This window comes from Streptomyces sp. NBC_00005 (assembly GCF_045160215.1).
Classification (GTDB): Bacteria; Actinomycetota; Actinomycetes; order Streptomycetales; family Streptomycetaceae; genus Streptomyces.
This window is the reverse complement of record NZ_CP108316.1, coordinates 7,727,475-7,750,575: the sequence shown is the minus strand read 5'-3', so window position 1 is coordinate 7,750,575 and position 23,101 is coordinate 7,727,475. Positions and strand designations below refer to the sequence as shown.

At 68.5% G+C, this 23,101-nt stretch carries 21 protein-coding genes and 1 riboswitch; of the genes, 7 read left to right on the top strand and 14 right to left on the bottom strand.

Annotated features, from left to right (window positions below; translation table 11 throughout):
• Nucleotides 1-8: 8 nt before the first annotated feature.
• Nucleotides 9-248, bottom strand: a complete 240-nt coding sequence (locus OG303_RS35525) for a hypothetical protein (protein WP_405873615.1) — start codon at nucleotides 246-248, stop codon at nucleotides 9-11.
• A gap of 165 nt (nucleotides 249-413) precedes the next feature.
• Here OG303_RS35525 and OG303_RS35520 point away from each other — a divergent pair, with 165 nt between their 5' ends.
• Together OG303_RS35520 and OG303_RS35515 are read left to right on the top strand one after the other, a co-directional pair.
• Nucleotides 414-1,199: a rhomboid family intramembrane serine protease gene (locus tag OG303_RS35520; protein WP_405873614.1), complete on the top strand. Its 786-nt coding sequence runs from the start codon at nucleotides 414-416 to the stop codon at nucleotides 1,197-1,199.
• On the top strand, nucleotides 1,196-1,477 hold the full coding sequence (locus OG303_RS35515; RefSeq protein ID WP_020115829.1) for an Lrp/AsnC family transcriptional regulator: 282 nt from the start codon (nucleotides 1,196-1,198) through the stop codon (nucleotides 1,475-1,477). Before OG303_RS35520 ends, OG303_RS35515 begins: the two co-directional genes overlap by 4 nt.
• A gap of 32 nt (nucleotides 1,478-1,509) precedes the next feature.
• Here the strand turns inward: OG303_RS35515 and OG303_RS35510 are convergent, their stop codons facing one another.
• The 6 genes from OG303_RS35510 to OG303_RS35485 all read right to left on the bottom strand — a co-directional run bounded on the left by OG303_RS35510 (nucleotide 1,510) and on the right by OG303_RS35485 (nucleotide 8,642).
• Nucleotides 1,510-2,871 (bottom strand): aminotransferase class V-fold PLP-dependent enzyme, encoded by a 1,362-nt coding sequence (locus tag OG303_RS35510; RefSeq protein WP_405873613.1) that lies wholly within the window; start codon nucleotides 2,869-2,871, stop codon nucleotides 1,510-1,512.
• A gap of 163 nt (nucleotides 2,872-3,034) precedes the next feature.
• Nucleotides 3,035-3,151: riboswitch (SAM riboswitch) on the bottom strand.
• Between the two features lie 71 nt (nucleotides 3,152-3,222).
• Complete coding sequence (gene trpD, locus OG303_RS35505; RefSeq protein WP_405873612.1) at nucleotides 3,223-4,287, bottom strand: anthranilate phosphoribosyltransferase; 1,065 nt, start codon at nucleotides 4,285-4,287, stop codon at nucleotides 3,223-3,225.
• Between the two features lie 142 nt (nucleotides 4,288-4,429).
• Nucleotides 4,430-6,064 carry a cytochrome bc complex cytochrome b subunit gene (locus OG303_RS35500; RefSeq protein ID WP_405873611.1) on the bottom strand — a complete coding sequence of 545 codons (1,635 nt, stop codon included), beginning with the start codon at nucleotides 6,062-6,064 and terminating at the stop codon, nucleotides 4,430-4,432.
• Nucleotides 6,061-7,137: a Rieske 2Fe-2S domain-containing protein gene (locus tag OG303_RS35495; RefSeq protein ID WP_405873610.1), complete on the bottom strand. Its 1,077-nt coding sequence runs from the start codon at nucleotides 7,135-7,137 to the stop codon at nucleotides 6,061-6,063. The genes OG303_RS35500 and OG303_RS35495 overlap by 4 nt, the downstream gene beginning before the upstream one ends.
• On the bottom strand, nucleotides 7,134-7,943 hold the full coding sequence (locus tag OG303_RS35490; protein ID WP_405873609.1) for a c-type cytochrome: 810 nt from the start codon (nucleotides 7,941-7,943) through the stop codon (nucleotides 7,134-7,136). Before OG303_RS35490 ends, OG303_RS35495 begins: the two co-directional genes overlap by 4 nt.
• 78 nt (nucleotides 7,944-8,021) lie before the next feature.
• Nucleotides 8,022-8,642 carry a heme-copper oxidase subunit III gene (locus tag OG303_RS35485; protein ID WP_019067823.1) on the bottom strand — a complete coding sequence of 207 codons (621 nt, stop codon included), beginning with the start codon at nucleotides 8,640-8,642 and terminating at the stop codon, nucleotides 8,022-8,024.
• A 154-nt stretch (nucleotides 8,643-8,796) separates the two neighbouring features.
• On the opposite strand from OG303_RS35485, the gene OG303_RS35480 reads away from it, so the two are divergent.
• On the top strand, nucleotides 8,797-9,201 hold the full coding sequence (locus tag OG303_RS35480; RefSeq protein ID WP_405873608.1) for a hypothetical protein: 405 nt from the start codon (nucleotides 8,797-8,799) through the stop codon (nucleotides 9,199-9,201).
• 120 nt (nucleotides 9,202-9,321) lie between these two features.
• On the opposite strand, the gene OG303_RS35475 is transcribed toward OG303_RS35480, so the two are convergent.
• The 4 genes from OG303_RS35475 to coxB all read right to left on the bottom strand — a co-directional run bounded on the left by OG303_RS35475 (nucleotide 9,322) and on the right by coxB (nucleotide 13,807).
• Nucleotides 9,322-10,584 carry an Ig-like domain-containing protein gene (locus OG303_RS35475; RefSeq protein ID WP_405873607.1) on the bottom strand — a complete coding sequence of 421 codons (1,263 nt, stop codon included), beginning with the start codon at nucleotides 10,582-10,584 and terminating at the stop codon, nucleotides 9,322-9,324.
• A gap of 132 nt (nucleotides 10,585-10,716) precedes the next feature.
• Complete coding sequence (locus tag OG303_RS35470; protein WP_405873606.1) at nucleotides 10,717-11,115, bottom strand: cytochrome c oxidase subunit 4; 399 nt, start codon at nucleotides 11,113-11,115, stop codon at nucleotides 10,717-10,719.
• Nucleotides 11,112-12,845, bottom strand: a complete 1,734-nt coding sequence (gene ctaD, locus OG303_RS35465) for a cytochrome c oxidase subunit I (protein ID WP_405873605.1) — start codon at nucleotides 12,843-12,845, stop codon at nucleotides 11,112-11,114. The genes OG303_RS35470 and ctaD overlap by 4 nt, the downstream gene beginning before the upstream one ends.
• Nucleotides 12,842-13,807 (bottom strand): cytochrome c oxidase subunit II, encoded by a 966-nt coding sequence (coxB, locus tag OG303_RS35460; RefSeq protein WP_405873604.1) that lies wholly within the window; start codon nucleotides 13,805-13,807, stop codon nucleotides 12,842-12,844. The genes ctaD and coxB overlap by 4 nt, the downstream gene beginning before the upstream one ends.
• A gap of 291 nt (nucleotides 13,808-14,098) precedes the next feature.
• Here coxB and OG303_RS35455 point away from each other — a divergent pair, with 291 nt between their 5' ends.
• The gene (locus tag OG303_RS35455) at nucleotides 14,099-15,475 is read left to right on the top strand and encodes a cysteine desulfurase/sulfurtransferase TusA family protein (RefSeq protein ID WP_405873603.1); all 1,377 of its coding nucleotides are present in this window, start codon (nucleotides 14,099-14,101) and stop codon (nucleotides 15,473-15,475) included.
• Here OG303_RS35455 and OG303_RS35450 read toward each other — a convergent pair whose 3' ends face one another.
• Nucleotides 15,476-16,450, bottom strand: coding sequence for a carbohydrate kinase family protein (locus tag OG303_RS35450; RefSeq protein WP_405873602.1), 975 nt, complete (start codon nucleotides 16,448-16,450; stop codon nucleotides 15,476-15,478).
• A gap of 144 nt (nucleotides 16,451-16,594) precedes the next feature.
• Between OG303_RS35450 and OG303_RS35445 the strand changes: the two genes are divergently transcribed.
• Nucleotides 16,595-16,804: a hypothetical protein gene (locus tag OG303_RS35445; protein ID WP_405873601.1), complete on the top strand. Its 210-nt coding sequence runs from the start codon at nucleotides 16,595-16,597 to the stop codon at nucleotides 16,802-16,804.
• Nucleotides 16,805-16,967: 163 nt separating this feature from the next.
• Entirely contained in the window at nucleotides 16,968-18,821 is a 1,854-nt protein-coding gene (locus OG303_RS35440; protein WP_405873600.1) for a hypothetical protein, read from the top strand.
• A gap of 88 nt (nucleotides 18,822-18,909) precedes the next feature.
• On the opposite strand, the gene OG303_RS35435 is transcribed toward OG303_RS35440, so the two are convergent.
• Nucleotides 18,910-19,266 carry a HesB/IscA family protein gene (locus OG303_RS35435; RefSeq protein ID WP_405873599.1) on the bottom strand — a complete coding sequence of 119 codons (357 nt, stop codon included), beginning with the start codon at nucleotides 19,264-19,266 and terminating at the stop codon, nucleotides 18,910-18,912.
• 291 nt (nucleotides 19,267-19,557) lie between these two features.
• Here OG303_RS35435 and nadA point away from each other — a divergent pair, with 291 nt between their 5' ends.
• Nucleotides 19,558-20,742, top strand: a complete 1,185-nt coding sequence (nadA, locus tag OG303_RS35430; protein ID WP_405873598.1) for a quinolinate synthase NadA — start codon at nucleotides 19,558-19,560, stop codon at nucleotides 20,740-20,742.
• 18 nt (nucleotides 20,743-20,760) lie between these two features.
• Here the strand turns inward: nadA and OG303_RS35425 are convergent, their stop codons facing one another.
• Nucleotides 20,761-23,010 (bottom strand): protein kinase domain-containing protein, encoded by a 2,250-nt coding sequence (locus OG303_RS35425; RefSeq protein WP_405873597.1) that lies wholly within the window; start codon nucleotides 23,008-23,010, stop codon nucleotides 20,761-20,763.
• Nucleotides 23,011-23,101: the final 91 nt, after the last annotated feature.

Genomic DNA, 23,101 nt, shown 5'->3' with positions numbered 1-23,101 from the left:
CGCTCCGCTCAGGAGTCGGCGCCCGGCCTGTCCACGAGTTCCACCTGATCCACCGCGTTGCACCACCGGCAGCGCACCGACTCGATGGTCTCACTGACCACCTCGCGCTCCTCGACCTTGGACTCGCCGGCCAGATCGAGGTGGACGTACTCGACGACCTTCGACGACCGCGTCACGTCGAAACGCGTGAGGTTGCCGCAGAGAGTGCAGCGCCACCGCGTCGAGGCCGTCGGCAGGGGAACCGTCATCGTGACTGTGCTCTTTCCTTCTAGGTCTTCCAGTGTCCGTGACGCACCGGCTTCCCGGGGCGTGTGGCTCGTAACCCTACGGCCTGGCGGGGACTCGCCGCCCGCCCGTCCACGGCGGCGAGGCGGTCTGGGCGACTGCGTCCCGTTACGTCATGCTCTGTGTTCATGATCAGCAACTGGAGCCCGACCGTCAGCAGAGCGACCCGCCGCCCCGCGGCGCCGGTGACATACGTGCTGATCACCCTGTGCTGCCTGGTCTTCGTGATCGGCCCGGCAGCGGGCCTCAATCCGGCCTACGGCTCCGGCGACGCACTGCTCGCCGCCCAGCGCGCCTATTTCCACCACTGGGGCGTGGTCCCGGGCGAGCTGTTCCAGGCCTCCCCCAGGGCCGCCCTGACCCCCGCCACGGCGCTGTTCGTCCACGGCAGCTGGGTGCACCTGCTCGGCAACATGCTCTTCCTCTACGTCTTCGGCGTGATGACAGAGGAACGCATGGGCCCGCTCCGGTTCACCGTGTTCTACGTCGGCTGCGGCTACCTCGCCCTGATGGGGTACGCGGCGGCCAACGCCACGTCCGAGCAGTCCCTGGTCGGCGCCTCCGGGGCGATCTCGGCGGTCCTGGGCGCTTTTCTCTACCTGTTCCCCGGCGCCAGGGTGACCAGCCTCCTGCCGTTCCTCTTCTTCCTTCCGCTGCGCTTCCCCGCGTGGGTCGTCCTGCCCTTCTGGGCTGCCCTGCAGTGGCTGGCGGCGGGGCGCGCTGCCAGCGGCCCCGGGGTGGCCTATCTGGCCCACCTGGTGGGCTTCGGCCTGGGCTTTGTCTTCGCCTGGGTGCTGTTCGGAAGCAAGAAGGGCCCGAAGGGCGGCCTTGGAAGGGCGGTGGTGGGAGACGGGCGGGCGACTAGAGTAAAGGCCGCCCCAGCTCCGGCCCCCGAGGGAGAGAACCAGCCGTGATCACCGCGATCGTCCTCATCAAGACCAGCGTGGACCGGATCCCCGAGATCGCGGAGCGGATCGCCGCGCTGGAGTCGGTGAGCGAGGTCTTCTCGGTCACCGGCACGTACGACCTGATCGCCATGGTGCGCGTGAAGCAGCACGAGGATCTGGCCGAGGTCATTCCCGGCAGCATCAGCAAGATCCCGGGCGTCGAGGGCACGGACACGCACGTCGCGTTCCGCACCTACTCCCAGCACGACCTGGAGGCGGCGTTCGCGATCGGTCTGGACTCCTGACCGCCGAACACCGCCTCCGGGCGTAGCACTGCTCAGACCGCGGGGACGCAGCGGCCGTCCTCCGTGCGGTACCGCCACTGCGCGCCATCGCGCACGAGCTCCTTCACGGCGGTCACGAAGCGCTCGACGTGCTCGTCGGGGGTGCCGGCGCCGAAGCTGACGCGGATCGCGTTGAGGGACTTCTCGCCGGGCGCGGCCTCGGGGGCGCCGCATTCGCCCTGAGTCTGCGGGTCGCTGCCCAGGAGGGTGCGCACCAGCGGATGGGCGCAGAAGAGACCGTCGCGGACGCCGATGCCGTACTCGGCGGAGAGCGCAGCGGCGAAGTGCGAGCTGTTCCAGCCCTCGACGACGAAGGAGATCACGCCGACGCGGGGCGCGTCGGCGCCGAAGAGGGAGAGGACCCGGACCTCGGGCACCTCGGCGAGGCCCGCACGGACGGTGTCGATCAGGTGCTGCTCACGGGCGACCAGGGTGTCGAAGCCGGCCTCGGTGAGGGCCTTGCAGGCCGAGGCGATGGAGTAGGCGCCGATGACGTTGGGCGACCCCGCCTCGTGCCGGGCGGCGGTGTCGTGCCACTCCACGTCCACTCCCCCGTCCTCGCGCCGCGTGACCTTGCGGCTGGCGCCGCCGCCCGCGAGGTACGGGTCGGCCGCCTGCAGCCAGTCGGCGCGGCCGGCCAGCACGCCGGAGCCGAAGGGCGCGTACAGCTTGTGCCCGGAGAAGGCGATCCAGTCGACGTCGAGGTCCTGTACGGAGACCGGGTGGTGCGGGGCGAGCTGGGCGGCGTCCAGGACGATGCGGGCGCCGTGGGCGTGGGCGGCGGCCGCCAGCTCGCGCACGGGCCACAGCTCGCCGGTGACGTTGGAGGCGCCGGTGACGCAGACCAGGGCCGGGCCGTACGGGTCGCGGTCGGCGAGGGCGCGCTCCAGGGTCTCGACGGCCGCCCGCGGGGTGCGCGGGGCGTTGAGATAGGTGACCCGGGCGTCCTTCCAGGGCAGCAGGCTGGCGTGGTGCTCGGTCTCGAAGACGAAGACCTGGCAGTCGGCGGGCAGGGCCTGGGCCAGAAGGTTGAGGGAGTCGGTCGTCGACCGGGTGAAGACCAGCTGGTCGTCGGCCCGGCAGTCCAGGAACTCGGCGACCGTCCTGCGGGCGTTCTCGAAGAGGTCGGTCGACAGCTGGGAGAGGTACCCGGCGCCGCGGTGGACACTGCCGTAGTACGGGGCGTAGGCCGCCACGTCGTCCCACACCCGCTGGAGGGCCGGGGCGCTGGCCGCATAGTCGAGCGCGGCGTAGGTGACCTCGCCGCCCGTCACGAGCGGGACGGTGACATCCCGTCCCAGAACGGGCAGCTGGGCACAAAGGGTCTGGGCGGCGGCAGCGGTGGAGACAGACATGGCGAACTCCTGTGAGAAGCAAGAAGAATCACCGCGCGAGCAGCTACGGCTCAAGCACGGAGAAAGTGAAAGGGGTGTGTGGAGGCGGGGCTCTACGCCCTATCGCATTCGCTTGCTCACAGAAGGCTCCCTCGATGACCAGGACCCCTGGCGTTTCTCGAGGGGTCCGCGCTTGCCGTAGACCTCGCTGCCTACGACCTGGTCTTCACCCGGGGCACCCCGCCACGGACGGAGGGTTGCCGGACAGTCGGCCGGGGCCTCATGACTGTCACTCATGACCTGAACAGGAACGTACGTGAAGTGATCGCGGTCCCGCAACTCCTGTCCGGATTACGGGACCGCGCTCCCCCGCTATGCGTTGCTCGCGGCCACCCAGCGCTCCAGCGCCCGCTTGGCCGCGCCCGAGTCGATCGACTCCGCCGCCTTGGCCATGCCGGCCCGGATCTGCTCGGCCAGCGTCCCGGGGCCCGGGTCGAGCGCCACGAGCGCCGCGGCCGAGTTCAGCACCACGGCGTCCCGTACGGGACCCGTCTCGCCGTCGAGGAGCCGGCGGGCGACCTCCGCGTTGAACGACGGGTCACCGCCCCGCAGCGCCTCCACCGGCACCAGCTCGATGCCGACGTCCCGCGGGTCGAAGCTCTCCTCGGTGACCTTGCCGTCGCGGACGACCCAGACGTGGGAGGTGGCGGTGGTCGTCAGCTCGTCGAGGCCGTCGTCGCCGCGGAAGACCAGGGAGGAGTTGCCCCGCTCGGCCAGGACGCCCGCGATCATCGGCGCGATCCGCGGGTCGGCGACGCCGACCGCCTGGGCCTTCACCTTTGCCGGGTTGGTCAGCGGACCGAGCGCGTTGAAGACCGTCCGGATGCCCAACTGGCCGCGGGCGGCGGCCACATGACGCAGCGCCGGGTGGAACTTCACCGCGAAGCAGAAGGTGATGCCCGCCTCCTCCGCGACCTCGGCCACCCGCCGGGGCGTGAGGTCGAGGTTGACGCCCAGCTTCTCCAGGACGTCCGAGGAGCCGGATGCCGACGAGGCCGCGCGGTTGCCGTGCTTGACGACCTTCGCGCCGGTGCCGGCCACCACGATCGACGACATCGTGGAGATGTTCACCGTCTTCGCGCCGTCGCCGCCCGTACCGACGATGTCGACCGTGCGGCCCGACACCTCGATCACGTTGGCGTGCTCGTACATCGCCCGGACCACGCCGGTGATCTCCTCGACGGTCTCGCCCTTGGCGCGCAGCGCCACCACGAAACCGGCGATCTGCGCGTCGGTGGCCTCGCCGCGCATGATCTGGTCCATCGCCCAGGCCGTCGCGTCGGCGCTCTGGTCACGGCCGTACAGCAGGGCGTTCAGTACCTCGGGCCAGGAACGGCCCGCCGCGGTGTCGCCTCCAGCGGGGGTCACAGCGCTCATAAGGCCGCTCCTGGGTGTCGTAGAAGGGGGAATTCCTCTAGGAAGTCCGACCCCCACCCTATCCAGCCGGAAGGCAAGGCGAAGGGCCCCGTCCGAACACCGGACGGGGCCCTTCTACCGTGGCTGTGGCGAGCCGCAGCGATCAGTGGTGGCCGTGGCCGCTCGTGATCTCCTTGTACTCCTCGACGGTCGGCTTCGGAATCTGGGACTCGTCGCCGTAGTACGCCTCGCTGAGCTTGGCGCGCAGCTTCTCGGAGCCCTTCACCTTGCGCTCGACGCCGTTCTCGTCGGTGGTCGCACCGATCTCGAGCGGCTTGTACTGCTCGTGCGCCGTGAGGGTGTGCAGCGCGTCCTGGCTGAGCGGCTCGTGGACCTCGATGAACTCACCGTGCGGCAGACGCTTGATGATGCCCGACTCGCGGCCGTGCAGCACCTTGTCCTTGTCGCGGCGCTGGAGGCCGAGGCAGATCCGCTTGGTGGCGATGAACACGAGCACCGGCACCAGGAAGAACGCACACCGCACGAACCAGGTGATCGCGTTGATCGACAGGTGGAAGTGCGTGGCCCAGATGTCGTTGCCACCACCGACCAGCAGGACGAAGTACCACGAGATCCAGGCGGTACCGAACGCCGTACGCGTCGGGGCGTTGCGCGGGCGGTCCAGGATGTGGTGCTCACGCTTGTCGCCGGTGACCCAGGACTCGATGAACGGGTAGACCGCGATCGAGACCAGGACCAGCGGGAAGATGACCAGCGGGATGAACACACCCAGGACGAGCGTGTGGCCCCACAGGTTGATCTCCCAGCCCGGCATGACACGGATCAGGCCCTCGGAGAAGCCCATGTACCAGTCGGGCTGGGCGCCCGTGGACACCATGTCCGGACGGTAGGGACCCATCGCCCAGATCGGGTTGATCGAGGCGATCGCCGCCACCACCGCGATGACACCGAAGACCAGGAAGAAGAAGCCTCCGGCCTTGGCCATGTACACCGGCAGCAGCGGCATGCCGACGACGTTGTTGTTCGTCTTTCCGGGACCCGCGTACTGCGTGTGCTTGTGGTAGAAGACCAGGATCAGGTGGCCGACCACCAGGCCGAGCATGATGCCCGGCAGCAGCAGGATGTGGATCGAGTAGAAGCGGGCCACGAAGTCGCCGCCCGGGAACTCTCCGCCGAAGAGGAAGAACGACAGGTACGTGCCGACGATCGGCACGGACAGGACCGCGCCCTCCATGAAGCGGACACCGGTGCCGGAGAGCAGGTCGTCCGGGAGCGAGTAACCGGTGAAGCCGGTGAACATGCCCAGGACGAACAGCAGGAAGCCGAACAGCCAGTTGACCTCACGCGGCTTGCGGAACGCGCCGGTGAAGAACACGCGCATCATGTGCACGAACATGCCGGCGAGGAAGATCAGCGCCGCCCAGTGGTGGATCTGCCGGATCAGCAGACCACCGCGCACATCGAAGGAGATGTGCAGGGTGGAGTTGAACGCCTCCGACATCAGCTGGCCCTGCAGCGGGATGTAGCTGCCGTGGTACTCCACCTCGTTCATCGACGGGTGGAAGAACAGCGTCAGGTACACACCCGTGAGGATGATGATGATGAAGCTGTAGAGGCAGACCTCGCCCAGCATGAACGACCAGTGGTCGGGGAAGATCTTGCGCATGTTGGACTTGGCCAGGGAGTAGATCCCCAGCCGGCCGTCCGCCCAGTCGGCGACGCGCTCGCCTGTCGGCGCTTTGTCGCGCCGGGCCTCTGTGGTCTCGTTGGTGCTCATCCGCGCTCCCAGAATGCAGGACCGACGGGCTCTTCGAAGTCGCCGAGCGCCTCGAGGTAGCCCTGGTCGTTCACGCCGATACGCAGCTGCGGCAGGGCGTGACCGGCGGGGCCGAAGATCACTCGGGCACCGTCGGAGAGGTCGAAGGTGGACTGGTGACAGGGGCACAGCACGTGGTGCGTCTGCTGCTCGTACAGGGAGATCGGGCAACCGACGTGGGTGCAGATCTTCGAGTACGCGACGATGCCCTCGTGCGACCACTCGAGCTCGCGCTTGTCCTTGATGTTGTCCGGCTGGATCCGGACGATCATCAGGGCCGACTTGGCGATCTCGGTCTGGAAGTTCTCGTCGTGCTCCTCCAGGCCCTCGGGCTTGGCGAAGGTGAGCGAGCCGACGGCGACGTCGGAGGCGCGCAGCGGCTCGTTCGTGTTCATGTTGACGAGCAGCTTGCCCTTGGACCACAGCGTGTGGCGCAGCTTGGTCCCGGGCAGCGGGCCGAGGTCGCGCAGCAGCATGACGCCGGAGAGCGGGAACAGTGCCAGCGCACCGAACATCGTGTTGCGGATCAGCTTGCGACGACCGAGCGCGGACTCCTTGGCACCCTGCCGGAAGTCGTCCATCACCTTCGCCTTGACCTCGGGCGAGGCCTCGATGGGGTGACGCTCGTCGGCGACCTCCACGTCGGACATCAGGGTGCGGGCCCAGTGGACCGCGCCCGCGCCGATCGCGAACAGGGCGAGACCCAGGGTCATGCCCAGCGCGAAGTTCAGCGCGTTGATGTGGCCGATCGGGAAGACGAAGATCGCCTTGTCGTGCGGGATCGCCACGTACGAGGCGATGAAGCCGACCGTGGCCAGCATCGAGACCGTGAAGAGCATGGCCACCGTGCGCTCGGACCGCCTGGCGGCCAGCTCGTCGATGTCCTGTACCCGGTGCTCGTGGGGCGGCAGACCGGGGTCCGCGAACGGGTTCTTCTCGTCCGCGACGGTCACCGCACCGTGCTCGCCGTGCTCGTTGTGTCCTGCGGACTGCTCAGCCGGCAGGTTCTCTTCTGGAATGTCTTGGCTACTCATGACTTCTTGGCCTTTGCGGTCCGAGCGGCGACCCAGACGGCGACCGCGATCAGCGCGCCGAGTCCGAAGATCCAGGCGAACAGGCCCTCGGAGACCGGGCCGAGACCGCCCAGCTCAAGGCCGCCGGGGCTCTCGGTGTTGTCACCGTTGACCGCGTTCAGGTACGCGATGATGTCCTTCTTGTTCTGCTCCGACAGCGTGGTGTCGGGGAACGACGGCATGTTCTGCGGGCCGGTCTGCATGGCCTCGTAGATGTGCTTCGGGTCGACGCCTTCGAGGTCCGGCGCGAACTTGCCGTGCGTCAGCGCGCCACCCTTGCCGGTGAAGTTGTGGCACTGCGCGCAGTTGGTACGGAACAGTTCGCCACCCTTGGCGATGTCCGCACCGTCCGGGCCGTACTGCGACTTCGTGGGGACGGTCGGGCCGGCGCCGAGGGAGGAGATGTACGCCGCAAGCTGGTCGATCTCGGCCTGCGTGTAGATGACCTTCTTCTTCGGGACCTGTGCGCCCGGCTGCTGGGCCGGCATACGGCCGGTGCCGACCTGGAAGTCGACGGCCGCGGAACCCACGCCCACGAGGCTCGGACCGTCGGAGGTGCCCTGACCGCCGGTGCCGTGGCAGCTGGCGCAGCCCACGGAGTAGAGCTTCTTGCCCTCGTCGATGGCGAGAGACTGGGCGGTTTCATCGGCCTGCGCCTTGCTCGCGGGTGCGAACGCGGCGTACAGCCCCCCGGTGCATGCCAGCGCGAGGAGTAGGACGACGAGCGCCGCCATGGGATGGCGTCGTCGTGCGGAGAGCTTTTTCACGGATTACCCCGGTGTCAGGATCTTCTGCGTCGATGCTTCTGGGATGTGCGCCTGCGGGCGCACGCGGGACGGGCCCGGCTACTTGATCAGGTAGATCGTGGCGAAGAGGCCGATCCACACGACATCGACGAAGTGCCAGTAGTAGGACACGACGATGGCCGCGGTCGCCTGCTCGTGCGTGAACCTCTTCGCCGCGTACGTGCGGCCGAGGACGAACAGGAAGGCGATGAGGCCGCCTGTCACGTGCATGCCGTGGAAGCCGGTGGTCAGGTAGAACACCGAGCCGTACGGGTCGGAGGACAGGGAGAGCCCGTCCTTCTTCACCAGCTCCGTGTACTCGAAGATCTGACCGCCGATGAAGATCGCACCCATCACGAACGTGATGATGAACCACCCCCGGAGCTTCTTCACGTCCCCGCGCTCGGCGGCGAAGACGCCGAGCTGGCAGGTGAGGGAGGAGAGCACCAGGATCGTGGTGTTGGTCGCGGAGAACGGAAGATTGAGATGGCTCGCCATCTCCTTCCAGTGATCCGGACCGGTCACCGATCGCAGGGTGAAGTACATCGCGAAGAGGGCCGCGAAGAACATCAGCTCGGAACTCAGCCAGATGATGGTTCCGACGCTGGTGAGGTTCGGCCGGTTGACCGACGGGTGCGCGTGCCCGGTTTCTACTGTCGTTGCTGTCGCCACGACCGACATTATGTCGGTCGCTTATCCCGCCCTCACTCCGGGGGGTGCCGTTCGGAGTGTTGCTGCCGTCCATACCGGTGTTGACGTGGTGTTGAACGGAGTAACATCCGCCCCGACGAGCCTTTCCGTACGACGACAGACTCCACTGCGTATCGGAGGAACAATGCAGCCGACCGCCACGGTGCTGGTCTACAGCGACGACTCCAACACTCGCGAACAGGTGCGGTTGGCCTCCGGCAAGCGGCCGGCTCCGGATGTGCCCCTGGTGGAGTTCCTGGAGTGCGCCACACCCGCCGCGGTCCTCAAGGAGCTCGACCGGGGCGGGATCGACGTCTGCGTCCTGGACGGCGAGGCCGTGCCGATGGGCGGCATGGGGATGTGCCGGCAGATCAAGGACGAGGTGTTCAACTGCCCGCCGGTGCTGTTGCTGATCGCACGGCCGCAGGATGCGTGGCTCGCCACGTGGAGCCGGGCTGACGCGGCCGTGACGCTGCCTGTGGACCCCGTCGAGTTCGCTGCGGCGTTGGCCTCGCTGTTGCGGAAGAAGGCCCTTCAGCAGAGCGCCTAGGAGCTCGGGGGTGCGGGTCTCTTGCTGCCGCGGGTCGTTGGCGGTTGATCGCGCCCACGCGGCGGGGCCGCACATCGACACAGCCCCGCGCCCCTGAAGTCCGCTGCGCATCAGGGCATGTCACACGCTCTGCGGCCTCAGTCTTGCCGCGTCCTCCGGGCGGGGGCCGTCCGGGGTGCCGCTCACCAGGGCGCTGCCTGTGCGCCAGTTCTTCCAGGTCAGGTTCCAGTCGCCGAAGCCGTTGCCGAAAGGCTCCATGGTCTCGCCGGCCGAGTTGATGACCTTCACCACGTCGCCTTCATGGACGGTGTTGAAGAACCACTCGGCGTTGCTGGTGCTCATGCCGGTGCAGCCGTGGCTGACGTTCGCGTAGCCCTGGGAGCCGACGGACCAGGGGGCGGCGTGGACGTACTCGCCGCTCCAGGTGACGCGGGTGGCGTAGTAGACGGGTAGGTCGTAGGAGTCCGAGGAGCCCTCGGAGATGCCGACGGTGGCACTGCGCATACGTACGAAGTACTCCTTGCCCAGCACCACCTTGACGCCGTTGCGGGTGTCGAAGCCCGGCTTGCCCGTGGTGACGGGGAGCTGCTTGATGTCCTCGCCGTTCTTGTAGACCGTCATGGAGTGCGAGCCCGCGTCGGTGACGGCCAATATGCTGTCGCCGATACTGAGCTTCAGCGCCTTGCTCTTGGTGCCCCACAGGCGGTCGCCGACCTTGACGCCGTCCAGGTCGCTGCGCACCTGGACGGTGGCGTGGGCGGGCCAGTAGTCCTTGGGACGGTAGTGGAGTTCCTTGTCGTCCACCCAGTGCCAGGCGCCCTGTACGGCGGGCACGGAGTCCACCCGCAGAGCCCGTTCGACGACGGCCCGTTGCGCCGGGTCCTTGACGGGCTTGTCCAGTTTGGCGGTGATGGGCTGGCCGACGCCGTATGTGCCGGACTTGGGCCCGAACGTCACGCCCAGGCGCTTCTTGGTGGTGGGCTTGGTGGTGTCGAAGGCGAGGACCTTGCGGCCCGGTGCCCCGTCCTCGTCCTCCGTGCTCACCCGCACCGTGTAGTGCGCGTTGGCGGCGAGCGGGGAGGTGCTGTGCCAGCGGGTGCCGTCGGCGGAGAGTTCGCCCGTCACATAGCGACCTGTGGCATCTATCGCAGTGACGTCGGTGATGCGGCCGTCGTCGTCCTCGGCGGTGACTTCCAGGGGCTTGTCCGGGTCGGCCTTCTTCTCGTCCCCTGTGGGGCCGTTGAAGGAGATCTGGTCCGTCGCGTCGTACGGCTCGGCGGTCAGCGGGTTGCCGCCGCTGCTGCAAGCGGTGCCGCCCGCGCCGAGGGCGATCACCAGCAGGGTGCAGCTGACGACGGTGCGGGTGCGCGGAGTGTGGTTCATGTCCATCACGCTATGGACGTTCGTCAAGCACGGCGCGCCGGGTAACTCGTACGAGTGATCTGGATTGCGGCAAAAGCAGGAGCCCGGACCCTCCTGACGGAGTGTCCGGGCTCCCGATGCGCTCTGCGCGTGCTACTGGGTGCGGTTCTCACCGCGGTAGTACTCGAAGACCCAGCCGTACAGGCCGATCAGGATCACCGGCACCGAGAAGTACAGCAGCCACCAGCCGATCGCGACCGACAGGAAGGCGAATGCGCCACCGACTCCGAGGGCCAGCGGCTGCCAGCTGTGCGGGCTGAAGAACCCGACCTCGCCGGCGTCGTCCGCGACGTCGGCCTCCTTGTTGTCCATGGCACCCGCGTCGACCCGCTTGGCCGTGAAGCCAAGGTAGAAGCCGACCATGATGCACAGACCGAAGGCCAGGAAGAGCGCCGTGGTACCGGCCGGCTCCTTCGACCACACGCCATAGACAACCGCCATGGCGAGGACGAAGACGCTCAGCCACATGAACATCTTGCCCTGAACCTTCACTTGCCGGCCTCCTTGCCACCAGCCAGAGCCTTCTCACCGTGAGGCGCGTTCTCGAGCTGGTCGAGAGCGGCGATCTCAGGGTGATGCAGGTCGAACGCCGGGGATTCGCTGCGGATCCGCGGCAGGGTGAGGAAGTTGTGCCGCGGCGGCGGGCAGGACGTCGCCCACTCGAGCGAGCGGCCGTAGCCCCACGGGTCGTCGACCTCGACCTTCTTGCCGTACTTGGCCGTCTTCCACACGTTGTAGAGGAACGGCAGGATCGACATGCCGAGCAGGAACGAGCTGATCGTCGAGATCGTGTTCAGGGCGGTGAAGCCGTCGGCCGCGAGGTAGTCAGCGTAACGACGCGGCATGCCCTCGGCACCCAGCCAGTGCTGGACCAGGAAGGTGCCGTGGAAGCCGATGAACAGCGTCCAGAAGGTGATCTTGCCGAGGCGCTCGTCGAGCATCTTGCCGGTCATCTTCGGCCACCAGAAGTGGAAGCCGGAGAACATCGCGAAGACGACGGTGCCGAACACGACGTAGTGGAAGTGCGCCACCACGAAGTACGAGTCCGAGACGTGGAAGTCCATCGGCGGCGAGGCCAGGATGACACCGGTCAGACCGCCGAAGGTGAAGGTGATCAGGAAGCCGGTCGCCCAGAGCATCGGGGTCTCGAAACTCAAGGACCCCTTCCACATCGTTCCGATCCAGTTGAAGAACTTCACGCCTGTTGGCACGGCGATGAGGAACGTCATGAAGGAGAAGAACGGGAGGAGCACACCGCCGGTGACGTACATGTGGTGGGCCCACACGGTCACGGACAGACCCGCGATGGCGATCGTCGCGCCGATGAGACCCATGTAGCCGAACATCGGCTTGCGGGAGAACACCGGGATGACCTCGGAAATGATTCCGAAGAACGGCAGCGCGATGATGTACACCTCTGGATGGCCGAAGAACCAGAAGAGGTGTTGCCACAACAAGGCGCCGCCATTGGCCGCGTCGAAGACATGTGCCCCGAATTTCCGATCCGCCTCCAGCGCGAACAGCGCGGCGGCGAGGACGGGGAAGGCGAGCAGGACCAGCACCGCGGTCAGCAGCACGTTCCACACGAAGATCGGCATACGGAACATCGTCATGCCGGGAGCGCGCATGCAGATGATGGTGGTGATGAAGTTGACCGCACCGAGGATCGTGCCGAAGCCGGAGAAGGCCAGACCCATGATCCACAGGTCGGCGCCGATGCCCGGCGAGCGGACCGCGTCCGACAGCGGGCTGTAGGCGAACCAGCCGAAGTCGGCCGCGCCCGACGGGGTGAGGAAGCCGCCCACCGCGATCGTCGAGCCGAACAGGTAGAGCCAGTAGGCGAACATGTTCAGCCGCGGGAACGCCACGTCGGGCGCGCCGATCTGCAGCGGCATGATCCAGTTCGTGAAACCGGCGAACAGCGGCGTCGCGAACATCAGCAGCATGATCGTGCCGTGCATCGTGAACGCCTGGTTGAACTGCTCGTTCGACATGATCTGCAGGCCCGGACGGGCCAGCTCGGCGCGCATCAGCAGCGCCATCACGCCACCGATCATGAAGAACGCGAACGACGTGACGAGGTACAGCGTTCCGATCGTCTTGTGGTCAGTGGTCGTCAGCCACTTGATCACGACGTTGCCGGGCTGCTTGCGCCGAACCGGCAGCTCGTCCGCGTAGTGGGACTCTGCCGCGGCACCCTGGGGTTCGTTGAGGATGCTCACAGGTTGTTCGTCTCCCGGTTCTTCTCGTGGCTCGTCTGCGCGATGCCGGCGGGAACGTAACCGGTCTGCCCCTTCTTGGCGAGGTCCTTGAGGTGCTGCTCGTAGCGCTCGGGGGAGACGACCTTCACGTTGAACAGCATCCGCGAGTGGTCGACGCCGCACAGCTCGGCGCACTTGCCCAGGAAGGTGCCCTCCTTGTTGGGGGTCACCTGGAAGGAGTTGGTGTGGCCCGGGATGACGTCCATCTTCATCAGGAACGGCACCACCCAGAAGGAGTGGATGACGTCACGCGAGGTGAGGACGAACCGGACCGTCTTCCCCTTGGGGAGCCACAGCGTCGGGCCCGGGTTGCCCGTCTGCGGGTTCTTCGTGGCCGGCGTACCGACGTCGTAGACACCGCCTGCGTTCGCCGGGAACGCGTTCTTGAACCGGTCCGGAATGGCGGCCAGGTTCTTGTCTGTCTTCGCATCACCGGTGGAACCGTCGACGGGCTCGATGTAGTTGAAGCCCCAGCTCCACTGGAAGCCCACGACGTTCACAGTGACGTCCGGCTTCTTGTCGAGGCTCAGGATCTTCGACTCGTCACGGGCCGTGAAGTAGAACAGCACCGAGACGATGACAAGCGGAACGACCGTGTACAGCGCCTCGATGGGCATGTTGTACCTGGTCTGCGGGGGAACTTCGACCTTGGTGCGGCTGCGCCGGTGGAAGATGGTCGCCCACAGGATCAGGCCCCAGACCAGCACGCCCGTAGCGAGCGCGGCCGCCCACGAGCCCTGCCAGAGGGAGAGGATCCGCGGAGCCTCATCCGTGACCGGGGTGGGCATACCAAGGCGGGGGAAGTCTTCCCAGTTGTACGAGCAACCAGTGGCTGTCGCCAGGACCAGGCCCGCGGTCATTGCCTGCAGCAGCTTCCGCCGCATCGGGCGCCGCGGCGAGCGGTCGGAGCCGTTGGGACTCACGTAGCGCCTTCCCGAGAGTCTCGCCCGCGCGTAATGGCTGCGGCCTTCTCGCTGGTCGGTCGCCGCCCTGCGTCGGGCAGGGGTTTGGATGTTTATGCGGACCAAACCCTAGCCGACGCAATTTGGGGTCGCGCGGGGAGGGTCCCCAACGCGCCGCCGGTCACCCCGAAGGGCGTTTGGGGTGCCTAATAGCTCGGGGATTCGGGTGTTTTGGCGTGTGCGGGTGCGTACTGGCCGGTCGCGCAGTTGCCCGCGCTCCTGTTTCGGTGACCGGCGCTTTAACGTTGCCGTGTGGCCTACTTCGATGCTGCTTCCGCTGCTCCTCTTCATCCCGTTGCCCGGCAGGCGCTGTTGGCCTCGCTCGATGAGGGGTGGGCCGATCCCGCACGTCTGTACCGGGAGGGGCGCAGGGCCCGGTTGCTGCTCGACGCGGCGCGGGAGGCGGCTGCCGAGTCGGTGGGCTGCCGTCCGGACGAACTGGTCTTCACCTCCTCCGGGACCCGGGCCCTACACACCGGGATCGCGGGCGCGTTGGCGGGGCGGCGTCGCGTGGGACGTCACCTGATCGTGTCAGCCGTCGAACACTCCTCGGTGCTCCATTCGGCCGAGGTGTTCGAGGCCGGGGGCGGGGTCGTGACGCAGGTGCCCGTGGATCGGGCGGGTGCGGTGGATGTGGGGGCGTACGAGGAGGCGCTGCGGCCCGATACGGCGCTGGCCTGCCTGCAGTCCGCCAACCACGAGGTGGGCACCGAGCAGCCGGTGGCGGAAGTGGCCGCCGTGTGCCGGGAGGCGGGGGTGCCGTTGCTGGTGGACGCGGCGCAGTCGTTGGGCTGGGGGCGGGTGGAGGGTGACTGGTCCTTGCTCGCCGCCAGCGCCCACAAGTGGGGTGGGCCGTCGGGGGTCGGGCTGCTGGTGGTGCGCAAGGGGGTGCGGTTCGCGCCTCAAGGGCCGCTGGACGAGCGGGAGTCGGGGCGGGCGGCCGGGTTCGAGAATCTGCCGGCCATCGTGGCGGCCGCGGCCTCGCTGCGGGCGGTGCGGGCCGAGGCGGCACAAGAGGCGGTACGGCTGCGGGAGCTGACGCAGCGGATCCGGGCGCGGGTGCCGCGGCTGGTGCCCGACGTGGAGGTGGTCGGGGATCCGGAGCGGCGACTGCCGGGGGTCGTCACCTTCTCCTGTCTCTATGTCGACGGGGAGACACTGCTCCACGAGCTCGACCGGGAGGGTTTCTCCGTCTCGTCCGGATCGTCCTGTACGAGCAGCACGCTGACGCCCAGCCATGTGCTGAGGGCGATGGGGGTGCTGAGTGAGGGGAATGTGCGGGTTTCGCTGCCGCCGGGGACACAGGAGGAGGACGTCGAGCGGTTCCTGGAGGTGCTGCCGGGAGTGGTGGCGGGGGTGCGGGAGAAGCTGGGGGCGCCCGCTCCGGCGGCGACCCTGCAGCAGGACGTCCTGGTCGTCGACGCGCTCGGCAAGCGCTGCCCCATCCCCGTCATCGAGCTCGCCAAGGTCATCGGGGACGTCCCGGTGGGCGGCACGGTGCGGGTCCTGTCCGACGACGAGGCGGCCCGGCTGGACATCCCGGCGTGGTGCGAGATGCGGGGTCAGGAGTACGTGGGTGAGGAGCCGGCGGACCGGGGCTCGGCCTACGTGGTCCGCCGGGTCTCCTGACTAGGCCAGGTGCTTCTGGACCTCGGACGCCGCCTCATGGCCGTACGCCTTGGCGAAGCGGTCCATGAAGTGACCGCGTCGCAGCTGGTACTCCTGCGTGCCGACCGTCTCGATGACGAGCGTGGCGAGCATGCAGCCGACCTGAGCCGCGCGCTCCAGGGAGACGCCCCAGGCGAGGCCGGAGAGGAAGCCGGCGCGGAAGGCGTCGCCGACGCCGGTGGGGTCGGCCTTGCGCTCCTCCTGAGCGCAGCCGACCTCGATCGGGTCCTCCCCGGTGCGCTCGACGCGGACGCCGCGCGAGCCGAGGGTGGTGACGCGGTGGCCGACCTTGGCGAGGATCTGCTCGTCGCTCCAGCCGGTCTTGGACTCGATGAGGCCCTTCTCGTACTCGTTCGAGAACAGGTACGTGGCGCCCTCCAGCAGTATCCGGATCTCGTCGCCGTTCATACGGGCGATCTGCTGGGAGAAGTCGGCGGCGAAGGGGATCGAGCGGGAGCGGCACTCCTCCGTGTGACGGAGCATGCCCTCCGGGTCGTCGGCGCCGATCAGGACCAGGTCGAGGCCGCCGACGCGGTCCGCGACCGTCTTCAGCTCGATGAGTCGGGCCTCGCTCATCGCGCCCGTGTAGAAGGAGCCGATCTGGTTGTGGTCGGCGTCGGTGGTGCACACGAAGCGGGCGGTGTGCAGGGTCTCGGAGATGCGGACCGAGCCGGTGTCGACGCCGTGCCGGTCCAGCCAGGCGCGGTACTCGTCGAAGTCGGAGCCGGCGGCGCCGACCAGGATCGGCTTCGTACCGAGCTGGCCCATGCCGAAGGCGATGTTCGCGCCGACACCGCCCCGGCGTACGTCGAGGTTGTCGACCAGGAAGGAGAGCGAGACCGTGTGCAACTGGTCCGCGACGAGCTGGTCGGCGAACCGGCCCGGGAAGGTCATGAGGTGGTCGGTGGCGATGGAGCCGGTGACTGCGATGCGCACGACGGGGACTCTCCTGTGGGGAGACAAGATTGACAGTTCACGCTACCGGGTCGTAGCCGGGCACTGAAGAGCGGCTCTGAAGTGGCTAAAACTACCCGATAGTAGATCTTTCTTCGCGGGCTTCGGCGTGCCTACGGTTCCGCTATGACGAACCTCAAGGTCCACGCCCCGGCCCCGGTCGACCTGGAAGGCGACCTCGCGTCGCTGCGCGGCGACTGCGCCCGGATGGTCCCCCACTGGGCCGCCCCCGACCGGATCACTGCCCTCCCGGTCTCCCCGTCACTCATCCACGGCGTGACGGTGCCGTCGAAGTCGGCCCGCCTGCTGGACTCGATGTCGGACTACGGCGACTGAAATCGGCCGGTAGTACGGGTCGGCGCGGGTGAGGGAACCGCGCGCTCCCCCGCTGCGTCCCATCGCCGTCCCCCGTAAAGGGGATGCGCGATACGACCCTCCCGCCGACTGTTTTGACAGGGCCGGGTCAGGGTCATGGGACAGCACGTGAAGGAGCGATGCGGTGAACACCGACCGACCCGACAACGACGCAGCCGACTCCGCCGAGGAGCGGGACGACACCGGCTCCGCGGCGGAGCAGGGTGCCGTGGAGGAGCAGGGCGCCGAGGGCGCCGCGGCTCCGGGCGTCACGGAGGGCGATGCGGACGCTCCTGAAGCGGAGGCTTCTGAAGCCGGGACTTCTGAAGCTGGGCCTTCCGAAGCAGGGGCTTCTGAGGGCGAAGCTTCTCAAGGGGAAGCCTCTGGGCAGGACGCAGGCACGGAGGGTTCCGGCGCCGACAGGGAGGGCTCCGAGGCCGAGGAGTCCAAGGTCGCCGAGGCTCCCGCCGTCGGCGAGGACGACGGCGACGTTCCCGACGCCACCCCCGATCCCGGGGCGGAGCACCCCCGGCCGGCCCGCCGGCGTTCCCCCGTGCTCATCGCTTCCGTCGCCGCCGCAGTCATGCTCGTCGGCGGTGGCGGCGCCTACCTCGCGGCGTCCGCCTCCAGTGGGTCCGGTGGCCGTACGAACGCCGGGGCCTCCGGCGACGACAGCACTCCCCCGCCGCTCGCCCTCGACGGCTACAGCGAGGGCGGTACGAACGGGATCGCGCCCGGGGAGCCCAACCCGTACGGCGTCACCTACAAGGTCGACGGCAGCCTGCCCGACGGGCCGGACTCGGCGCCGGTGTACCGGGTGAGCGGCGAGGTCACCAAGAACGAGGTGGCCCGGCTGGCGAAGGCGCTCGGGCTGACCGGGACGCCGGTGGCGCAGGGGCAGGCCTGGCAGGTCGGGCCCGACAAGGACGGGTCGGGGCCGAGCCTCGTCGTCAACAAGCAGGCGCCCGGCACGTGGACGTTCCACCGGTACGCGGCCGGCACCGACGCCTGCCAGAGCATGACCGCCTGCACGAAGGACCCCGCGAACCCGGCCGGCGACACGGTCGGCGAGGCCGCCGCGAAGAAGGCCGCGTCGCCGGTGCTGAAGGCGGTCGGCCAGGACGACGCGAAGGTGGACGCGAGCCAGATCATCGGGGCCCAGCGGGCGGTGAACGCGAACCCCTTGGTCGGCGGGCTGCCCACGTACGGCTGGACGACCGGTCTGACGGTGAGCGCGCAGGGTGAAGTGGTCGGCGGCAGCGGCCAGTTGAAGGCACCGGTGAAGGGGGACACGTACCCCGTGCTCGGTGCGCAGAAGACGCTGGACCTGATGAACTCGGCGCCCACGACCGACCACCGCATGGGCATCGGCGGCTGCGCCACCCCCGTACCGCAGAAGGACCGGCTGGAGGCGCCGTGCGGGCAGTCGGCGCCGGGGGCGAGCGCGACGCCGGCGAAGGAGACCGTCACGGTCGAGGGCGCGGTGTTCGGACTGGCCGCGCGGGCCGTGGACGGGCGGCAGGCGCTGGTGCCGTCCTGGCTGTTCGAGGTGAAGGGCGCGAGCGCGCAGAACACCTTCACGGCGACGTATCCGGCCGTCGACCCGAAGTACCTGGCCTCGAACTCGACCGGTCCGTCCGCCGAACCCACCCCGTCGGCGACCGCGCCGAGCGACGAGCCGACCTCGGCGCCGGCCACCCGGGACGTCAAGGTGGACGGCTACACGGCGGACGGCAAGGAGCTGACCGTGAGCTTCACGGGCGGCGTGTGCGCCGACTACGAGGCGACGGCGAGCGAGAACGCGGACCAGGTGACCGTCACGGTGACCGAGAAGCCCTGGAAGGGCAAGGTCTGCATCATGATCGCCAAGGAGATCCAGAAGACCGTGCAGCTGGACGAGCCGATCGGTGACCGCAAGGTCGTGGGCTCGGACGGCAAGGGGATTCCGCAGGTGAAGCCGGGGGCGCGGCTGCCTCGGACCACGGCCGAGGTGCAGTAGTCGCCCGGAGAGACGCGAAGGCGGCGGCCCTGTCGGAGGGGGCCGCCGCCTTCGGCTTGTTCAGTTGTTCAGCTGTCGGCGTCAGGGCCTAGCTGAAGGAGTCGCCGCAGGCGCAGGAGCCCGTCGCGTTCGGGTTGTCGATCGTGAAGCCCTGCTTCTCGATGGTGTCGACGAAGTCGATGGACGCGCCACCCAGGTACGGGGCGCTCATGCGGTCGGTGACGACCTTGACGCCGCCGAAGTCCTTGACCACGTCACCGTCGAGGGAGCGCTCGTCGAAGAAGAGCTGGTAGCGCAGGCCGGAGCAGCCGCCGGGCTGAACGGCGACGCGCAGCGCCAGGTCCTCACGGCCTTCCTGGTCGAGCAGGGCCTTGACCTTCGACGCCGCGGCCTCGGACAGGATGATGCCGTCGGTGGCAGTGCTGGTCTCGTCCGATACGGACATCTACATCTCTCCCGGGTTGTACGGAGACTGCTTGGCGACGATTGCAACCGCCGGGGCCGCGGATTCATTCCGGGCCGGGCAACTTGTCTGTTCGCCTCTCCTTTCATGCTCGCACACGTGCGGCGAAGCGAACAGCGGCCCTGGGAGCAGCCTCGGAGCGGCACCGGGATTCATGTCACATCGACGTTATGACCATCGTCAAAGTGACGTGAACCAGGTTATGATAGATAACGTCAGATCGACGAAAAGCACTCCCTCAAGCACTCCCGCAGAACAGAAAGGGTGCGTGTCGTGACCACCGCCCAGACCCCGGAGCTCGACGTACAGCCGACTCCTCTTGCCCTGCTGCTCCTCGGCCGTGAGGCCGACCCGAAGAGCGAGCGCGGCGTCGAGTGTCCCGGTGACCTGCCCTCGCCGTCCGACCCCGATCTCGTGGCACGCGCCCGTGCGGCCAAGGAGAAGCTCGGCGACAAGGTCTTCGTGCTCGGCCACCACTACCAGCGCGACGAGGTCATCCAGTTCGCCGACGTCACGGGTGACTCCTTCAAGCTGGCCCGGGACGCGGCGGCGCGTCCGGAGGCCGAGTACATCGTGTTCTGCGGTGTGCACTTCATGGCGGAGTCGGCGGACATCCTGACCGGCGACGACCAGAAGGTGGTCCTCCCCGACCTCGCCGCCGGGTGCTCCATGGCCGACATGGCGACGGCCGAGCAGGTCGCCGAGTGCTGGGACGTACTGACCGAGGCCGGCATCGCCGAGCAGGTCGTACCCGTCTCGTACATGAACTCGTCCGCGGACATCAAGGCGTTCACCGGCAAGCACGGCGGCACGATCTGCACCTCGTCCAATGCCGAGCGGGCCCTCGATTGGGCCTTCCAGCAGGGCGAGAAGGTGCTCTTCCTGCCCGACCAGCACCTCGGCCGCAACACCGCGGTCCGGGACATGGGCATGTCCCTGGAGGACTGCGTCCTCTACAACCCGCACAAGCCGAACGGCGGGCTGACGGCTCAGCAGCTGCGCGACGCGAAGATGATCCTGTGGCGGGGGCACTGCTCGGTGCACGGCCGGTTCTCGCTGGACTCCGTGAACGACGTGCGCGAGCGCATCCCCGGTGTGAACGTCCTGGTCCACCCCGAGTGCAGGCACGAGGTCGTGGCGGCGGCGGACTACGTCGGCTCGACGGAGTACATCATCAAGGCGCTGGAGGCCGCCCCGGCGGGCTCCAAGTGGGCCATCGGCACGGAGCTCAATCTCGTACGACGGCTCGCGAACCGTTTCGCGCCCGAGGGCAAGGAGATCGTCTTCCTCGACAAGACGGTCTGCTTCTGCTCGACCATGAACCGCATCGACCTCCCCCACCTGGTCTGGGCCCTGGAGTCGCTGGCCGAGGGGAACCTGGTCAACCGGATCGAGGTCGACAAGGAGACGGAGGCGTTCGCGAAGCTCGCGCTGGAGCGGATGCTGGCGCTGCCGTAGTCCCCCTGTGCGGTGTGCTCACCCCGAGGAGGAGTTCCGTTCGGGGTGAGCGGGGTCAACGCCGAAGACGGTGCCGTCCGGGGTGTTCACGATCAGCGCGCCGCCGTACGGCAGCACCTCGGACTTGATCACTTCGCCGCTCGCGAGCTGCTCGGCGTGCGCGCCCGTCTCCCACAGCAGCGTGCCCTTGCGGGCGTCGAGGGCCGCGACCCGGCCGCTGGTGCTGGCCAGATACAGAGTGCGGGTGCGGGCGTCGTACGTCGGCTGGCCCGAACCCTCGGCGTCGGTCCGGGTCTGCCACAGCTGTTTGCCGGTCAGCGGCGACACGGCGGTCACCTGGCCGTTGGCCGCGGTGATCCACAGGGTGCCGGCGGCCAGCGTCACCGCGCCCTCGTAGGTCTTCGACAGTTTCGTCGTGGTGCCGGCGCCGGTGTCCGGGTCGACCAGCCAGATCTTGCCGAACGTCAGCTCCTCGGGGCGCGTCGGTCCTGTGGTGCCGACCGCGAAGGCCAGCCGGCCGTCGACGGCGCCGAGCAGGCCGGTCGTGTACGGGGTCTTCAGGCGCCGGACCACCGACCCGTCGGTCCGGTTCAGCTCCACGACCTCGGCGGACCGGCTCTCGTCCTTCGGGAAGCAGTGCTCGTACAGGCCGGAGCCGACCGTCAGGAACTGGCAGTAGTTGTCGGCGGGCAGCTGCACGGTCCAGCGGTCGATGCCGGTGCGCGGGGAACGGGCCGTCAGCAGCCGACCGCTGGTGTCGGTGGTCAGGGCGGGGTCGCCGGTCAGGACGTCGACGCTCGTGTCGTTCATCTTGCGGGCCCACAGCTGCTCGCCGCTGTCCGCGTCGAGGGCGATCATGCTGACCGTGCCGTTCCCCACGCCGTCCGGGTAGACGACCTGCCGGACGAGCACCGCGCCGTCCTTCACCCCGAGGAGAGTGAAGGTGTGCAGCCCTGTGTCGGCGTCGGCGGACGCGAGGGAGGAGCGCCAGACGGTCTTGCCGGTACGGCCGTCCAGACGTACGGGCAGGATGTTGTTGCCCGCGCAGTAGACCGCGCCCTCGTACCTGCGGCAGGTGACGTCCGTCGGGTCGCCGCTCCCCTTCCCCAGCGCCTTGACCTCGCCCTGCGGTGCCGACTTGAACACCGTCGTCTGCCAGGGCTCGAAGCCGGTGGGCACCGCCCCCCACCGGGAGGTCGCGGAGGCGGCGGAGGTCGCCGTCCGGGGGCTGTCCGAGAATCCCGGTCCGAACCGTATGTATCCGAGCAGGCCCAGGGCCAGCGCACCCACCGTGCCGGCCACCACCAGCGGGCGGATGCGGCGGCCCCGCCTGCCGGTACGGCGGCTGAGTCCGGGGAGCTTCGTCACCGCCGCCGGGTCGGCCCCGGCGGCGGTCTCCCCCACGGTCCGCAGCACGTCCGCGCGCAGCGTCACCGTGAGCGGGTCGTCGGGGTCCGATTCGGGCAGGACGTCCGCGAACTCCTGTGCCAGCTCGTCGAGTTCGGGCCGGTCCTTGATCTCCTTGGCCAGGCAGCGCTCCAGCACCGCGCGCAGCGGCAGCGGCAACCCGTCCAGTACGGGTTCGTCGTGGACCACCCGGTAGGCCGTCAGATAGGGGCTGTCGGCATCGAAGGGGCCGCGCCCGGTGACGGTGTACACCAGCAGCGCCCCGAGCGAGAAGACGTCCGAGGAGTGGCCGACCGTACGGGCGTCGGTGAACTGCTCCGGGGACATGAAGGGCGGGGTGCCGATCATCTGGCCGGTCTCGGTGAGGGTCTGGTGATTCTCGGCCGCGCGGGAGATGCCGAAGTCGATGACGCGGGGGCCGTCCTCGGACATCAGGACGTTGGCGGGCTTGAGATCCCGGTGCACCACCCCGGCCCGGTGGATGTCCCGCAGCGCCTCGACCAACCCCAGGGCCAGGCGGCGCAGTTCGGTGCCTTTCAGCGCACCGTGCTCGCGGATCCGCTGGGCGAGGGAGCTCCCCGGAACGTACTGGGTCGCCATCCAGGGCCGTACCGCCTCCGGGTCGGCGTCCACCACCGGTGCGGTGAAGGCGCCGCTGACCTTGCGGACGGCCTCGATCTCCTGGCGGAACCGGGCGCGGAAGACCGGGTCCTCGGCGTACTGGGCGTGCACGACCTTGACGGCGACGTCACGGCCCGAGCGGGACCGGCCCCAGTAGACGACGCCCATGCCGCCGGCCCCGAGCCGGTCGACCAGCCTGTATCCGCCGATCGATTTCGGGTCGTCCTTGTGCAGTGGCACCGCCGGGATCCCTTTCACCGTAAAGCAGTTCGAGCCACAAGATACATAACCGGAAAACGCCGACGGCCGGGGAGCGGACCGTCATGGTCCG

Coding starts and splice junctions, on each gene's coding strand:
- OG303_RS35525 (WP_405873615.1), bottom strand. CDS start 248: ATGACGGTTCCCCTGCCGACGGCCTCGACGCGGTGGCGCTGCACTCTC.
- OG303_RS35520 (WP_405873614.1), top strand. CDS start 414: ATGATCAGCAACTGGAGCCCGACCGTCAGCAGAGCGACCCGCCGCCCC.
- OG303_RS35510 (WP_405873613.1), bottom strand. CDS start 2,871: ATGTCTGTCTCCACCGCTGCCGCCGCCCAGACCCTTTGTGCCCAGCTG.
- trpD (WP_405873612.1), bottom strand. CDS start 4,287: ATGAGCGCTGTGACCCCCGCTGGAGGCGACACCGCGGCGGGCCGTTCC.
- OG303_RS35500 (WP_405873611.1), bottom strand. CDS start 6,064: ATGAGCACCAACGAGACCACAGAGGCCCGGCGCGACAAAGCGCCGACA.
- OG303_RS35495 (WP_405873610.1), bottom strand. CDS start 7,137: ATGAGTAGCCAAGACATTCCAGAAGAGAACCTGCCGGCTGAGCAGTCC.
- OG303_RS35485 (WP_019067823.1), bottom strand. CDS start 8,642: ATGTCGGTCGTGGCGACAGCAACGACAGTAGAAACCGGGCACGCGCAC.
- OG303_RS35480 (WP_405873608.1), top strand. CDS start 8,797: ATGCAGCCGACCGCCACGGTGCTGGTCTACAGCGACGACTCCAACACT.
- OG303_RS35475 (WP_405873607.1), bottom strand. CDS start 10,584: ATGAACCACACTCCGCGCACCCGCACCGTCGTCAGCTGCACCCTGCTG.
- OG303_RS35445 (WP_405873601.1), top strand. CDS start 16,595: ATGACGAACCTCAAGGTCCACGCCCCGGCCCCGGTCGACCTGGAAGGC.
- OG303_RS35435 (WP_405873599.1), bottom strand. CDS start 19,266: ATGTCCGTATCGGACGAGACCAGCACTGCCACCGACGGCATCATCCTG.